Raw genomic sequence first — 14,089 nt, 5'->3', positions numbered from 1 at the left:
CTGGCGACAACGGAAGTTACCCGTAGGTAGTATTCGGGCATGCCTTACCTCGAGCGCGACGGCGACGTCCACATCCTGTACCTCGGTGACCAGGGTCAGACCGACAGCGAGAACCGCTTCCACCCCGACTGGATCGACGCGTTCCACGCCACCCTCGACGAGGTCGAGGCTGTGGAGGGACCGGCGTCGCTGGTGTTCGCGGCGTCCGGCAAGTTCTTCACCAACGGACTCGACACGGACTGGCTGTTCGGCAACCTCGACCAGATCCACGCCTATCTCGACAAGGTGCACACGATCTTCACTCGGGTTCTGACGTTCCCGATGACCACGGTCGCCGCCGTCGGCGGCCACGCGTTCGGCGGGGGCACGATGCTCGCGGCGTCCAGCGACCAGCGGGTGATGCGTGCCGACCGCGGGTTCTGGTGCCTGCCGGAGGCCAAGCTCAACATGCCGTTCACCGTGGGTATGAACGCCCTGATGACCCTGCAGCTGCCCCGCACCGTCGCCGTCGAGGCGATGACCACGAGCCGCCGCTACGGCGGCGCCGATGCGCTCGCCGCAGGCATCGTCAACGAGATCGCCGACGGGGACGGGGTGCTCCCCGCTGCGATCGCGCGGGCCGCCGCAACCACCGCGCTGCACGGCGCGAACCTGCGCAAGATCAAGTCCGACGTGCACGCCCCGATCCTCGAGGCGTTCGCCGTCCCGACGACCCCGGAGAACCTGACCTTCGGGTGATGCGCCTCCGCAGTGGTGCAACATGCGCACCACTGCGGCTCCGCTGCCCCAGTGGTGAGACACTGGGACCTGTGACCTCGGAAGTGGACGACGCGATCGCCGGTGCGCAGGCGGATCTGATCGCGCTGTCCCACTCCATCCACGCCGAGCCCGAACTCGCCTTCGCCGAGCATCGCAGCGTCGCGAAGGTCGCGGAAGTGCTGTCCCGGTACGGCTTCGACGTCACCGTTCCCTATTTCGGCCTGCCGACCGCGTTGTGCGCCGAGTACGGCAGCGGCGACTTCGTCGTCGGTCTCCTCGCCGAGTACGACGCCCTCCCCGAAATCGGGCACGCGTGCGGACACAATGTCATCGCCGCGGCGGCCGTCGGTGCCGGGATCGCGTTGGCGCCCCTGGCCGATCGACTGGGAATCACGATCCGGGTGATCGGCACCCCGGCCGAGGAAACGGGCGGGGGCAAGGTCCTGATGCTCGAACGCGGGGCGTTCGACGACCTCGCGATGGTGGCGATGGTTCACCCCGGACCCGAGGACATCGCGGGCGCCCATTCCCTGGCGATGGCGGACATCGCCGTCACGTTCCGTGGGCGGGAGGCGCACGCGTCGGCCGCGCCGCAGCTGGGACTCAACGCCGCCGACGCCGCGACCGTCGCACAGGTCGGACTCGGCCTGCTGCGCCAGCATCTCGAACCGGGTCAGCAGATGCACGGCATCGTCAGCGACGGTGGCATCGCACCGAACATCGTGCCCGCCCACACCGAGATGCTCTACTACCTCCGCGCGGGCACCTCCACCGCGCTGTCCGCACTGACCGACCGGGTGTTCGCCTGCTTCGAGGCGGGCGCGCTCGCCGCCGGCTGCACACACGAAATTCGCACGGTGTCACCGAATTACGACGAACTGCGCCCCGACCCCTGGCTCGTGGGGGCGTACCGGGAACAGATCGAGACGATGGGCCGCTCGCCGCTGCCCCCCGACCGGGAAGGATCGCGCCCGCTGGGCAGCACCGACATGGGAAACGTGACGCAGGTGATTCCGGGGATCCATCCGGTGATCGGGATCGACTCGGGTGGCGCGGTCACCCACCAACCGGAGTTCGCAGCGGCCTGCGTGACCGACTCCGCCGATCGTGCGGTACTCGACGGCGCCCGCGCGCTCGCGGGGACGGTGGTCGCCGCGGCAACCGACCCGGCGCAGCGGACACGGCTGCTGGGCGCCGCCGCGGCGCGCTCGGACGCACAGGAGCGACGGGGGACCGCACGGTGACCGGATGGATCGACCGGTGGGTCGACGAGCACGCCCGCGAACTGTCCGGGTGGCGCCGACACATCCATGCCCACCCGGAACTCGCCCGTCAGGAGTTCGCGACCACCGCCTTCGTCGCGGACACGCTCACCGCAGCCGGATTGACTCCGCGCATCCTGCCGGGGGGAACCGGTCTCGTCTGCGACATCGGTCCCGACGGTCCGCGCGTCGCCCTGCGCGCGGACATGGACGCGCTGCCCCTGCAGGAGGACACCGGCGCGCCGTACGCGTCCACGGTCCCCGGGGTGTCCCATGCCTGCGGCCACGACGCACACACGACGATCCTCCTGGGCACGGGCCTCGCGCTCGCGCAGTCACCCGAGTCGCTGCCCAACGGCGTCCGACTGGTGTTCCAGCCCGCCGAGGAGGTCATGCCGGGCGGCGCACTCGACGTCGTCGCCACCGGGGCGATGGAAGGTGTGTCGAGAATCTTTGCACTGCACTGTGATCCGCGCCTCGCGGCGGGACGGGTCGGAGTCCGGCTCGGTGCCATCACCTCCGCTGCCGACACGGTCGAACTGCTGCTCGACTCGCCGGGCGGCCACACCTCACGACCTCACCTGACCACCGACCTGGTCTACGCGCTCGGCACCGTGATCACCGGACTGCCGGGCATGCTCAGCAGGCGCATCGACCCGCGCACCAGCACGGTGATGGTGTGGGGTGCGGTCAGCGCGGGCCAGGCGCCCAACGCGATTCCGCAGACGGGACGACTGATCGGGACGGTGCGGACCGGGGACCACGACACCTGGGCGCTGCTCGAACCGCTCGTCCGGGAGATCGTGCACGGACTGCTCGCCCCGACCGGCGTCCGCTACGAACTGAACTACCGGCGCGGAGTGCCGCCCGTCGTCAACGACGAGGTGTCCACCCGCATGTTCGAGCACGCCATCTCGCAGCTCGGACCCGACGCGTTGTCGGACACCCCTCAGTCCGGTGGTGGCGAGGACTTCTCCTGGTATCTCGAGGAGGTGCCGGGCGCGATGGCCCGGCTCGGCGTCTGGTCGGGGGTCGGCGAGCAACTCGACATCCACCAGCCGACCTTCGACCTGGACGAACGGGCGCTCGGGGTCGGGGTGCGGGTGCTCGCGAACTTGGCGATCGGTGGCGAGCCGACGGTTCCCTGACGAGTCGGCGGTTCAGCCCGAGTAGCCGGGCGTTCCCGGGCCGACGTTGCGGCTGTTGCGGGTGCGCAGTTCGCGGACGTAGTCGGCCGGGGCGCCCGCGATCTCGGCGGCGTCCGCCATCACGCCCAGGTAGCGCGCCGACGGGAGGCCGCCCTCGTACGCATCGAGCACGTACAGCCACGCGAGGACGGAGTCACCGGAGTCGGTGTCCACCCGGACCCGGATCTTGCGGTGAATCCCCAGCTCCGAACCCTCCCACCGGTCGAGGCTCGCCTCGTCCTCGTCGGGCACGTCGTACAGCACCACGAACACCCGTGAGTCGGGGTCCTCGACGACCGTCGCCAGTGCGCCCTCCCAGCCGATGTCTCCGCCGCTGAACGTCAGACGCCAGCCGTCGAGCCAGCCCGTCCCGGCCATCGGCGAATGGGGGCACCGCAGCAGCATCTGCTCGGGGTGCATGTTGGATCCGTACGCGGCGTAAATCGGCACGGCGAAAGCCTAGACCGTGCGCGTACGAGCTTCGAACTGTCGACCTCGGATCCGGGTCGCGCGGCGTGGCCACCGTCCACCGCAGCAACGGCTCCACTCGCCGCACCGCCGCCCGCTCGATGTGCAGGGCACCACCCGGGTGGAATAGCGTGGATGCACCGAGAACTGTGCACACGCTGCCGAAACATGGAGGACGGATGACCCGGATCGTGATCATTGGCGGTGGCCCTGCGGGCTACGAGGCGGCGCTCGTCGCGGCAGCTCACGGGGCGACGGTCTCCCTCGTCGATTCGGACGGTGTCGGCGGTGCGTGCGTGCTGTGGGACTGCGTCCCGTCGAAGACGTTCATCGCGTCCACCGGTGTCCGCACCGACATGCGTCGCGCCACCGATCTCGGAATCTCCCTCGATCCGGCGCAGGCCACCATCTCCCTGCCCCAGATCCACTCCCGGGTCAAGAGCCTCGCGCAGGCCCAGTCCGCGGACATCCGGGACAAGCTGCAGACCGCGGGTGTCGAACTGCTCGCAGGTACCGCGGAGTTGATCGACTCGGTCATCGGCATGGCCTCGCACAAGGTGAAGGCGCATCTGGCCGACGGTGGCGAGCGGGTGCTGGAGGCGGACGTCGTTCTCATCGCGACCGGGGCGTCGCCCCGCGTGCTGCCGGGCGCCGAGCCGGACGGCGACCGCATCCTCAACTGGCGTCAGCTCTACGACCTCGAGACCCTGCCCGAGCATCTCGTGGTCGTCGGCTCCGGTGTGACGGGCGCCGAATTCGTCTCGGCCTACACCGAAATGGGTGTGCACGTGACGATGGTGTCGAGCCGCGACCGGGTGCTGCCGCACGAGGACGCGGATGCGGCGATGGTCCTCGAGGAGGCGCTGTCCGAACGCGGTGTCACCCTGGTCAAGCACGCCAGGGCCGACTCCGTCGTTCGCACCGCCGACGGCATCCGCGTGACCCTGTCCGACGGCCGCACCGTCGACGGCAGCCACGCCCTCATGACCGTCGGTTCCACCCCCAACACCTCGGGGCTGGGACTCGAGAAGGTCGGCATCGAACTCGATCGCGGCGGCTACCTGCGGGTCGACCGGGTGTCCCGGACATCGGTGTCCGGGGTCTACGCGGCCGGCGACTGTACCGGCCTGCTCCCGCTCGCCTCGGTCGCCGCCATGCAGGGCCGCATCGCCATGTACCACGCGCTCGGTGAGGGCGTGAGTCCCATCAAGCTCAAGACCGTCGCGTCCGCCGTGTTCACCCGCCCCGAGATCGCGAACGTCGGCGTCAGCCAGGCTGCCATCGACAACGGCGACGTGCCCGCCCGCACCGTCATGCTGCCGCTCAACACCAACCCTCGGGCCAAGATGTCGTCGCTGCGTCGCGGATTCGTGAAGATCTTCTGCCGCCCCGCGACCGGCGTCGTCATCGGCGGTGTCGTCGTCGCGCCGACGGCGTCCGAGCTGATCCTGCCGATCGCCATCGCCGTGCAGAACAACCTCTCGGTCAACGACCTCGCGCAGACGTTCTCGGTGTACCCGTCGCTGTCCGGCTCGATCACCGAGGCCGCGCGGCAGTTGATGCGGCACGACGATCTGGACTGACATGTCCAACATGTGGGATCGATGGTTCACATGGCAAACGCGATGATGCGATAGTGGAAGGCGGCCGGCACCCCCGGCCGCCTTCCGTGCCTCCCGCCCGTGGATCCGCCGGCGACAGGTCTTTCACGCCTTGTCCCCGCTCGCCGAATCCCGGGAGGATCCCGTGTCCCCAGTCCTCGCGCGCCGCATGGCCGCGCTCCGTTCGTCCGCCATCCGTGACCTGCTCGCGGTGACCGCCCGCCCCGAGGTCATCGGCCTCGCAGGCGGCCTTCCCGACCCGAATCTCGTTCCACTCCAGAGAATTCGAGATGCCACCATGCGAGCGCTCGTGACGGCCGACGCACTGCAGTACACCGAGACCGCGGGACTGCTCGCGCTGCGCGAGGTGATCGCAGACCGCGAGTCGGCGTACCGTCCGTGTCGGGTGGACGTGGCCGACGTCGCCGTCACGCACGGCTCCCAACAGGGGCTCAGCCTGCTCGCTCAGGTGCTCGTCGATCCCGGCGCGACCGTCGTCGTCGAGGAACCTGCGTACCCCGGAGCCCTGCAGGTGCTGCGGGCGGCCCAGGCGCGGATCGTGACAGTTCCCCTCGACGAGGACGGCATGCGCGTCGATCTACTGGCCGACCTGCTCGAATCGGGGGAGCGGCCGGTGTTCGTGCACACCGTCAGTACCTTCCACAACCCGCGTGGGGTGACGCTGTCCGTGTCGCGTCGACGCGAGTTGGTGGCTCTTGCCGAGAGATTCGGGTTCCACGTCGTCGAGGACGACCCGTACGGAGAGCTGTACTACACGGGTCGGCCGCCGGAACCCGTTGCCGCGCTCTCGGATCGGGTGATCCGGCTGTCCAGCGTGTCGAAGATCCTCGCGCCTGCACTTCGCGTGGGGTGGATGGTCGCCCCGCGCGAGATCCGTGCGGCGGTCGAACTCGTCAAGCAGGGCGCGGACCTGTGCGATTCCCGACTGACCCAGCAGGTGGTCGCAGAACTGCTCGCCGACGGGCCGTGGCTGGACGAACACGTCACGGGACTACGGGCCGACTACGGTCGGCGCGCCGACACGCTGGGTGCCGCGGTCCGGCGAGAGTTCGGTGACACCGCGACACTGTCCCCGATCGGCGGTGGCATGTTCGGCTGGCTCGAGTTCCACGACGGCACCGACACCGACGCCCTGCTCACGGCGGCACTCGGCCGCGGAGTCGCCTTCGTCCCGGGGTCCGCCTTCGCCGTCGGTGGCGGGGCCGGGGCGGGGGCGAGTGCGCGCCTGTGCTTCACGACGAACACCGCCGACCGGCTGGACGAGGCCGTCGCCCGGCTCGCCGCTGCCCACGACTGCTGAGTCGACGCCGCCCGAGAGGTTCCCTAATGTCACATTTGGTCACTTGGCGATACCCGATGTGACATCAGGGAACGTGCGCCTGGGTCAGTCGACCCAGTCGTAGGTGCGCTCGACGGCCTTGTTCCACTCCCGGTACAGGCGGTCCCGCTCGTCCGCGGCCATGTTCGGGGTCCAGGTGTGCCCGATCTCCCAGTTGGCGCGGATGTCGTCCTCGGAGTTCCAGTACCCGACGGCCAGGCCTGCGGCGTAGGCGGCGCCGAGCGCGGTGGTCTCGTTGACGACCGGCCGGATGACGGGAACGTCGAGGATGTCCGACTGGAACTGCATGAGGGTCTCGTTGAGCACCATGCCGCCGTCGACCTTGAGCGAGGTGAGGGTCACGCCGGAGTCGGCCTCCGCCGCCTCGATGACCTCGCGGGTCTGGAATGCGGTGGCCTCGAGTGCCGCGCGGGCGAGGTGCCCCTTGTTGACGAAACGGGTGAGCCCGACGATGGCTCCGCGGGCGTCGGGACGCCAGCGCGGAGCGAACAGCCCGGAGAAGGCGGGGACGATGTAGGTGCCACCGTTGTCGGGGACCGCGGACGCCAGCAGCTCGACTTCCTTCGCGGAGTTGATGATGCCGAGATTGTCGCGCAACCACTGCACGAGCGACCCCGTCACCGCGATCGACCCTTCGAGTGCGTAGACGGCTGCCGCGTCACCGATCCGGTAGCAGACGGTGGTGAGCAGCCCGTGCTCGCTCTGCACCGGCGTCGTTCCGGTGTTGAGGAGCAGGAAGTTGCCGGTGCCGTAGGTGTTCTTGGCATCGCCGGGCGACAGGCACGCCTGCCCGAACGTCGCGGCCTGCTGGTCGCCCAGGATGCCCGAAACGGGAACGCCCGCCAGGTTTCCCCGACCGCGGGCGGTGCCGTAGACGTGGGACGAGCTGCGGATCTCGGGCAGCAGCGACATCGGGATCTGCATGTCGGAGCAGATCTGCTCGTCCCACTCGAGGGTGTGCAGGTTCATGAGCATCGTGCGGGACGCGTTGGTGACGTCCGTGGCGTGGACGCCGCCGGACACCCCGCCGGTGAGGTTCCACAGGATCCACGAGTCCATCGTCCCGAAGCAGAGGTCACCCGCTTCGGCTCGGGCCCGGACGCCGTCGACGTTGTCGAGGATCCAGCGAAGCTTCGGTCCCGAGAAGTAGGTGGAGAGGGGAAGCCCGGTCGCCTGCCGATAGCGGTCGGGTCCCTCGTCGCCGGCGAGTTCCTCGCACAGTTCGGCGGTGCGGGTGTCCTGCCAGACGATGGCGTTGTGCACCGGTTCGCCCGTGGTGCGATCCCACACGACGGTCGTCTCGCGCTGATTGGTGATGCCGACCGCGGCGAGGTCCGCATGGGCGAGGTCACGTTTGGCGAGGGCGCTCGCCACCACCTCGCGGGTGCTGCGCCAGATCTCGCTCGCGTCGTGTTCGACCCACCCGGCCTGGGGGAAGATCTGACGGTGTTCCTGCTGCGCGGAGGTGACCACGCGGCCGGCGTGATCGAAGATCATGCAGCGGCTCGACGTGGTGCCCTGGTCGATCGCGGCGATGTACCGGGTCACTGGCGTCCTACTCTCTCGGCGGTCTCGGCACGAAGCTACTAGGCTGAGCCACGATTTGCCGTCAAGCTCGGGAGCGAAGCGTTGGACAAGCAGCCTGGTGTGCAGTTCCTCGGCCCCGACCAGCGAAAGCTGGCCTGGGAGCAGTTGGGCGCCGAACAGTTCGACGTGGTGGTGATCGGCGGCGGTGTCGTCGGCGCGGGCACCGCCCTCGACGCGGCGACCCGAGGACTCAAGGTCGCGTTGGTGGAGGCGCGTGACTTCGCGTCCGGAACGTCGTCGCGGTCGTCGAAGATGTTCCACGGCGGACTGCGCTACCTCGAACAGCTCGAGTTCGGTCTGGTGGCGGAGGCGCTGCACGAGCGGGAACTGTCGATGTCGACGCTGGCGCCGCATCTGGTCAAGCCGCTCGAGTTCCTGTTCCCGCTGACGCACCGGGTGTGGGAACGGCCTTACATGGCAGCCGGTTTCATGCTGTACGACCGGATGGGCGGCGCGAAATCCGTTCCGGCGCAGAAGCATCTGACCAGGGCGGGCGCGCTGCGGATGTCGCCGGGATTGAAGCGGAACGCTCTCATCGGTGGAATTCGCTACTTCGACACCGTCGTCGACGACGCCAGGCACACGATGACCGTCGCCCGCACCGCCGCGCACTACGGCGCCGTGGTGCGCACGTCGACCCAGGTGGTGGGGTTCCTTCGGGAAGCGGACCGGGTTTCCGGTGTGCGTGTGCGCGATTCGGAGGACGGCAGCACGACGGAGGTGCGTGGACACGTCGTCGTCAACGCCACTGGAGTGTGGACCGACGAGATCCAGGCGCTGTCGCGTCAGCGGGGTCGTTTCCGGGTGCGTGCCAGCAAGGGTGTGCACATCGTCGTGCCGCGGGATCGCATCGTCAGCGACGCCGCGATCATCCTGCGTACCGAGAAGTCCGTGCTCTTCGTGATTCCGTGGGGTGGTCACTGGATCATCGGAACGACCGACACGGACTGGAACCTCGACCTGGCGCATCCGGCCGCGACGAAGGCCGACATCGACTACATCCTCGGGCACGTCAACAAGGCGCTCGTCACGCCGCTCACCCACGACGACATCGACGGCGTGTACGCCGGACTGCGGCCGCTGCTGGCGGGGGAGAGTGACGAGACGTCGAAGCTCTCGCGTGAGCATGCGGTGGCGCGTGTCGCGCCCGGTCTGGTCGCGATCGCGGGCGGTAAGTACACGACCTATCGGGTGATGGGCATGGACGCCGTCGACCTGGCGTCGGAGGACATCCCGGCACGGATCGCGCCGTCGATCACCGAGCGTGTTCCCCTGGTCGGGGCCGACGGCTACTTCGCACTCGTCAACCAGTCGGTGCACCTGGGGAAGCTGCACGGCTTGCACCCCTACCGCGTGAAGCACCTTCTCGATCGCTACGGCTCGCTCATCGACGAGGTGCTCGCACTGGCCGCGGAGACACCCGAGCTGCTCCAGCCGCTCACCGATGCCCCGGATTATCTCCAGGTCGAGGCGGTGTACGCGGCCGCAGCCGAGGGCGCGCTCCACCTCGAGGACATCCTTGCGCGGCGCACCCGCATCTCGATCGAGTACTCCCATCGCGGGGTGAACTGCGCCGAGCAGGTCGCCAGACTCGTCGCTCCCGTCCTCGGCTGGGACGAGGCCGGAATCGACCGGGAGGTCGCGACCTACCGCGCGCGTGTCGAGGCCGAGGTGATGTCGCAGGCGCAGCCGGACGATCCGGGTGCCGACGCGCTCAGGGCTGCGGCACCCGAAGCGCGAGCGGAGATCCTGGAACCGGTACCGATCTCGCGTTAGTGGGTCAGGAACAGTTTGATCGCGACGATCACGACCGCGATCACTCCCAGGACCAGTGACCCGATCAGGGTCTGACCGGTGGGGCGTTCGCCGCGCAGTCGGGTGATGACATAGGTGATGCTCGCGATGCGCGTGACCACCCAGATCTCCGCGAGGATGAGCGCCGTCGACAGTTCGATCAGGCCGAGGCCGCCGATGCCGACGACGAGGGCGGGGACGAGTCCCGACGTGAGGACCGGGACGGAGTCGCGGAGTTCCGCGATGCGTTCGGTGGTGGTGAGCTGACGTCCGCTGCGGGCGCTGCGGCCGACCGATTCAGCGAACGCATGCGCCACGAACGTGGACAGCGACGTCGCGATCACCACGAGGCTGGCCCGGGTGATGCCGGTGCTGTGATTCAGCGGTATCAAGGCCGTCAGGACCAGGATGTTGCCGTACACGTACGCACTGATCCGGCTGGCATAGTCCTCGACGGGAAGCGGCGGTCTTGGCATGCGTTACAGCGTCGCACGGACGCGGTGCTCACGCGGTTTCGAGTGACGCGAGTCCTGCGGTGAGTGTCCGGATGCAGCGCACCGCGATGTCCGCGGGTCTCGGAGCTCCGCCGGTGTCGTCGCCGGTCCCCGCCCATGTTTGGATCGCCAGCCGCATCGCCGTGTTGCCCGCGACTGCGGCGAGCCGGACGTCGACTGGGTCGGCGTCAGGGCCCATCAGGACGCCGAGGGTCGCGACGAGCTTCTCCTCGGTGTCGTTGACGACGCGGAACCACACCGACTCCAGGCCGGGATCGCCGGGGACGGCGCGCAGGAGGTCGCGGCTGAGCTGCAGGGCCCGGTAGCCGGACGGCTCGGACGCGACGAGCGCTCGGCGTGCGGACGCCTCGAGCGCCGCCGCGATCGGGGTGCCGGGTTCGGTTCCGGCGAGGTCGACGAGCCAGTCGTCGATACCAGAGGTGATCAGCGGCGCGACGGCCTCCTCCTTGGTGCGGAAGTAGCGGTAGAAGGTGCGCAGTCCGATCCCTGCTGCGCCGGCGATGTCCTCGGCGGTGACGGCGGCGGCACCGCGCTCGGCGAACAGTCGGGCGGCGGATCGGGCGATGTCGAGTTGGGTCTGCGCCTTCCGTCGTTCGGTCAGCGACACGAGGGGTTGCGCATTCGGGTCCGCCATGTGCACCATCATCACATGGTGGCACGACGTGCCACTATGGCGCGAGATGCCAATGATGAAAACTTCAACCATCCGGTGAGACGAGAGGAAGTGCAGTTGATGAATCGCTTCGAGGGACGCAAGGTGCTCGTCACCGGTGCAGGATCGGGTATCGGGCAGGCCACTGTCGCCCGAATCCTGGAAGAAGGCGGAATCGTCGCTGCCGCGGACGTCAACGAGGCCGGCCTCGAAGTGACGAAGGCACGTGCGGAGGAAGCGGGCACCGCGGGCCGACTGACCGTGACGACGGTCGACATCTCCAACGAGGACTCGGTCCGCGACAGCATCGGCGGCGTCATCGACAACCTCGGTGGGTTGCAGGTGCTGATCAATGCCGCGGGGATCCTGCGGTCCTCCCACACCGCCGACACGACGCTCGACTTCTGGAACACGGTCATCGGCGTCAACCTCACGGGAACCTTCCTCGTCACCCGCCAGGCACTGCCCGCGCTGCTCGACTCGGGCAAGGGTGTCGTCGTGAACTTCAGTTCGACGTCGGCGCACTTCGCGCATCCCTACATGGCTGCCTACGCGGCGTCGAAGGGCGGCATCCGGTCGTTCACCCACGCGATCGCCCTCGAGTACGCCAAGCAGGGCCTGCGGGCCGTCGCCGTCGAGCCGGGCTCCATCGCGTCGGGCATGACCAGCAACCCCGGGTTCCCGACCGAAGGGGTCGACCCGTCGCTGATCGGCAAGCTGTACCCGTGGATCGGTGACGGCTTCGCGCCGCCGGAGGACGTCGCGGGCGTCATCGCGATGCTGGCGTCCGACGACGGAAAGTTCGTCACCGGCACCGAGATTCGGATCGACGGCGGAACCCACATGTAGGTAGGTGCCTACGACGCATGTGCGCCCTTTCGGTAGCGCCGGCCACCGAAAAGGCGCACATGCGCGAAGCGCCTACACTTCTCAGACGATGAGCACCGTTAGGTCAGCCCTCGACGAACGCCGTAAGCAGCGCCGTACCCGACTACTCGATGTCGGGGTCGACCTGCTGGGCGCGGCGGAGAGCCCCGCCGTCAGTGTCCGTGCCGTGTGTCGTGCGGCGGGCCTCACCGAACGCTACTTCTATGAGAGCTTTGCCGACCGTGACACCTACGTCCGCGAGGTCTACGCGGAGGTGGGTGAACGGGCGCGCGCCGCACTGGTCGCGGCGGTCGGGAAGGCCTCCAGCCCAGCCGAACTCGCGGAGTTCGCAGTGCGCGCGTTCGTCGAGCTGGTCCTCGATCACCCGGAAGCGGGTCGCGTCCTGCTGCTCGCGCCGACGCGTGAACCTGCCCTCGGCGGACGCGGACTCGCACTCGTCCCGAGTTTCGTCGCCCTGATTCAGGCTCAGCTCGGTGCCGTCGACGACCCCGACGAACGCGCCCTGCGCGCACTCGGACTCGTCGGCGCCCTGACGAGCCTGTTCATCGGCTATCTCGACGGGACCGTCACCGTGTCCCGGGAGACGCTGATCCGGCACTGTCTGGGCCTGCTCGAGCGGGAGAGCCACGCATGACGTCTCAGCGGTGGTCGGCGTATGCGTCCGCACGCGGACCGATCGCGGTGACCTCGACGATCCGACGGACCTCGTCGATCCGGAAGACCACCCGGTTGGCGCCCCGCTGACACGAGTACAGGATCGAGAGCGCAGGCGCGCTCAGTTCGGTGCCGACAGCGCGCGGGTCGTCGACGAGGGGACCGGTGAGGAGGCCGAACAGCGCGAGTGCGTCGGGGGTGCGGACCGTATCGATGAGCGCGAGCGCCGCGGATCGTGCGACGACCAATCGATGGTGCGACGCCACCGGAGCCGGTCGGTTCGCCGCCCCGGGGTCGCGGCCCGCTTCGCGCATGCCCAGCGCGAGCGCGTCGGCGTCGAGGACGTCCCCGGCGGCGATCTCGGCGACACCGGCCTCGTGCGCGCCCAGCATGGCCGGGTCGGACAACAGGGCGATCGTCTCCAGCAATCCGTCGTAACGGTTCGCGCCCAGCAGCACAGCAGCACGCGCTCCGTCCGCGACGATCTCGAACGTTTCCCCGGTGTGTGCGGTTGCCGCAACGAGCTCGGGCAGCTGCCGCTGTGCGTCGCCCACCCGGATGGTCGTCATGCGATCACGGTAGCGGCGGTTGGCAGTTCGGGCACCAGAAGATCTGCCGCTCGTGCGCGGCGTCGTCGCCGAGTGACCCGGATTCGACGAGAGTGCCGCAGCGCCAACACGGTTTACCGGCGCGCCCGTACACCCAGGTGGAGCGGCCGCGGCGGCGGTCTCCGGTGGTGACGCGGACGACGCGGTCACGGTTCGCGATCAGCAGCCGGCGCGCCAGATCCGTCCAGGCCGTCGGGTCGCCTGCCGCGGCAACCGGGGTGGCGGGGTGGACGCCCCGCAGGAAGCACAGTTCGTTGCGGTACACGTTGCCGACGCCCGCCATGACCCGCTGGTCGAGGAGTGCGACCCCGACGGCGCGCGCCGGGTCGGAGGCCAGGTTCGCCCCCGCGATCTGCTCGTCCCAGTCCGCGCCGAGCAGATCGGGACCGAGGTGTCCGACTGCCGCCGATTCCTGTTCGCGCGGTATCACCTCCACGACGCCCAGCTGGAAGCCGACGGCGACTGCATCGGTGGTGCCGAGCAGGATGCGCGCCTGCCACGAGGGCCGACGCCATCGCGCGCCCGCCGGGTAGACGTGCCAGGCGCCCTCCATCTTCAGGTGGGTGTGGACGCTGAGGTCTCCGACGCGGATCAACAGGTGCTTGCCGCGACTGACCACCTCGTCGACGGGTCCCGGCGTGAGGTCAACCGTGGCGAACGCAGGCACTCGAATGTCGCAGAGTGTCAACGCCTTCCCCTCGAGCGCGGCGCGCAGACGGGTCGCGGCCTGCCACACCGTGTCACCCTCGGGCAC

General features: G+C 69.1%; 14 protein-coding genes. 8 read left to right on the top strand and 6 right to left on the bottom strand.

What is annotated here, in order from left to right:
* The first annotated feature begins 39 nt into the window (after window positions 1-39).
* From RHCRD62_RS05570 to RHCRD62_RS05560, 3 genes are all read left to right on the top strand, one after another.
* A complete protein-coding gene (locus RHCRD62_RS05570) occupies window positions 40-738 on the top strand; it encodes an enoyl-CoA hydratase/isomerase family protein (RefSeq protein WP_050063724.1) in 699 nt (232 codons plus the stop codon).
* Between the two features lie 71 nt (window positions 739-809).
* Complete coding sequence (locus tag RHCRD62_RS05565) at window positions 810-2,003, top strand: M20 family metallopeptidase (RefSeq protein WP_050063723.1); 1,194 nt, start codon at window positions 810-812, stop codon at window positions 2,001-2,003.
* The gene (locus tag RHCRD62_RS05560) at window positions 2,000-3,169 is read left to right on the top strand and encodes a M20 family metallopeptidase (RefSeq protein ID WP_050063722.1); all 1,170 of its coding nucleotides are present in this window, start codon (window positions 2,000-2,002) and stop codon (window positions 3,167-3,169) included. Before RHCRD62_RS05565 ends, RHCRD62_RS05560 begins: the two co-directional genes overlap by 4 nt.
* Before the next feature lie 12 nt (window positions 3,170-3,181).
* Here the strand turns inward: RHCRD62_RS05560 and RHCRD62_RS05555 are convergent, their stop codons facing one another.
* Window positions 3,182-3,658: a gamma-glutamylcyclotransferase family protein gene (locus tag RHCRD62_RS05555; RefSeq protein WP_050063721.1), complete on the bottom strand. Its 477-nt coding sequence runs from the start codon at window positions 3,656-3,658 to the stop codon at window positions 3,182-3,184.
* Between the two features lie 197 nt (window positions 3,659-3,855).
* Between RHCRD62_RS05555 and RHCRD62_RS05550 the strand changes: the two genes are divergently transcribed.
* Window positions 3,856-5,259 (top strand): NAD(P)H-quinone dehydrogenase, encoded by a 1,404-nt coding sequence (locus RHCRD62_RS05550; protein WP_050063720.1) that lies wholly within the window; start codon window positions 3,856-3,858, stop codon window positions 5,257-5,259.
* Between the two features lie 187 nt (window positions 5,260-5,446).
* Entirely contained in the window at window positions 5,447-6,598 is a 1,152-nt protein-coding gene (locus RHCRD62_RS05545; protein WP_050063719.1) for an aminotransferase-like domain-containing protein, read from the top strand.
* 84 nt (window positions 6,599-6,682) lie between these two features.
* Here the strand turns inward: RHCRD62_RS05545 and glpK are convergent, their stop codons facing one another.
* Window positions 6,683-8,185: a glycerol kinase GlpK gene (gene glpK, locus RHCRD62_RS05540; RefSeq protein ID WP_050063718.1), complete on the bottom strand. Its 1,503-nt coding sequence runs from the start codon at window positions 8,183-8,185 to the stop codon at window positions 6,683-6,685.
* A gap of 81 nt (window positions 8,186-8,266) precedes the next feature.
* Here glpK and RHCRD62_RS05535 point away from each other — a divergent pair, with 81 nt between their 5' ends.
* Complete coding sequence (locus RHCRD62_RS05535) at window positions 8,267-10,000, top strand: glycerol-3-phosphate dehydrogenase/oxidase (protein ID WP_050063717.1); 1,734 nt, start codon at window positions 8,267-8,269, stop codon at window positions 9,998-10,000.
* Here RHCRD62_RS05535 and RHCRD62_RS05530 read toward each other — a convergent pair.
* Together RHCRD62_RS05530 and RHCRD62_RS05525 are read right to left on the bottom strand one after the other, a co-directional pair.
* Window positions 9,997-10,494, bottom strand: coding sequence for a hypothetical protein (locus RHCRD62_RS05530; RefSeq protein WP_050063716.1), 498 nt, complete (start codon window positions 10,492-10,494; stop codon window positions 9,997-9,999). The two genes, RHCRD62_RS05535 and RHCRD62_RS05530, sit on opposite strands and share 4 nt — an antisense overlap.
* Window positions 10,495-10,522: 28 nt before the next feature.
* Entirely contained in the window at window positions 10,523-11,167 is a 645-nt protein-coding gene (locus RHCRD62_RS05525; protein WP_050063832.1) for a TetR family transcriptional regulator, read from the bottom strand.
* Window positions 11,168-11,266: 99 nt separating this feature from the next.
* On the opposite strand from RHCRD62_RS05525, the gene RHCRD62_RS05520 reads away from it, so the two are divergent.
* Window positions 11,267-12,034, top strand: coding sequence for an SDR family NAD(P)-dependent oxidoreductase (locus RHCRD62_RS05520; RefSeq protein WP_050063831.1), 768 nt, complete (start codon window positions 11,267-11,269; stop codon window positions 12,032-12,034).
* Between the two features lie 88 nt (window positions 12,035-12,122).
* Entirely contained in the window at window positions 12,123-12,707 is a 585-nt protein-coding gene (locus RHCRD62_RS05515; RefSeq protein ID WP_050063715.1) for a TetR/AcrR family transcriptional regulator, read from the top strand.
* A gap of 4 nt (window positions 12,708-12,711) precedes the next feature.
* Here RHCRD62_RS05515 and RHCRD62_RS26305 read toward each other — a convergent pair whose 3' ends face one another.
* The gene (locus RHCRD62_RS26305; protein WP_253277207.1) at window positions 12,712-13,296 is read right to left on the bottom strand and encodes a type II toxin-antitoxin system Phd/YefM family antitoxin; all 585 of its coding nucleotides are present in this window, start codon (window positions 13,294-13,296) and stop codon (window positions 12,712-12,714) included.
* A 4-nt stretch (window positions 13,297-13,300) separates the two neighbouring features.
* Window positions 13,301-14,089, bottom strand: a complete 789-nt coding sequence (locus RHCRD62_RS05500; RefSeq protein ID WP_050063829.1) for a DNA-formamidopyrimidine glycosylase family protein — start codon at window positions 14,087-14,089, stop codon at window positions 13,301-13,303.

Source organism: Rhodococcus sp. RD6.2 (assembly GCF_001040705.1).
In the GTDB taxonomy this organism is placed as follows: Bacteria; Actinomycetota; Actinomycetes; order Mycobacteriales; family Mycobacteriaceae; genus Rhodococcus_G.
This window is presented reverse-complemented; position numbering and strand designations above follow the sequence as displayed.

What these genes read in the sequence shown, in the direction of transcription:
- RHCRD62_RS05525 (WP_050063832.1), bottom strand. Translation starts at nt 11,167, where the DNA reads ATGGCGGACCCGAATGCGCAACCCCTCGTGTCGCTGACCGAACGACGG.
- RHCRD62_RS05570 (WP_050063724.1), top strand. Translation starts at nt 40, where the DNA reads ATGCCTTACCTCGAGCGCGACGGCGACGTCCACATCCTGTACCTCGGT.
- RHCRD62_RS26305 (WP_253277207.1), bottom strand. Translation starts at nt 13,296, where the DNA reads ATGACGACCATCCGGGTGGGCGACGCACAGCGGCAGCTGCCCGAGCTC.
- RHCRD62_RS05530 (WP_050063716.1), bottom strand. Translation starts at nt 10,494, where the DNA reads ATGCCAAGACCGCCGCTTCCCGTCGAGGACTATGCCAGCCGGATCAGT.
- RHCRD62_RS05520 (WP_050063831.1), top strand. Translation starts at nt 11,267, where the DNA reads ATGAATCGCTTCGAGGGACGCAAGGTGCTCGTCACCGGTGCAGGATCG.
- RHCRD62_RS05545 (WP_050063719.1), top strand. Translation starts at nt 5,447, where the DNA reads ATGGCCGCGCTCCGTTCGTCCGCCATCCGTGACCTGCTCGCGGTGACC.
- RHCRD62_RS05515 (WP_050063715.1), top strand. Translation starts at nt 12,123, where the DNA reads ATGAGCACCGTTAGGTCAGCCCTCGACGAACGCCGTAAGCAGCGCCGT.
- RHCRD62_RS05550 (WP_050063720.1), top strand. Translation starts at nt 3,856, where the DNA reads ATGACCCGGATCGTGATCATTGGCGGTGGCCCTGCGGGCTACGAGGCG.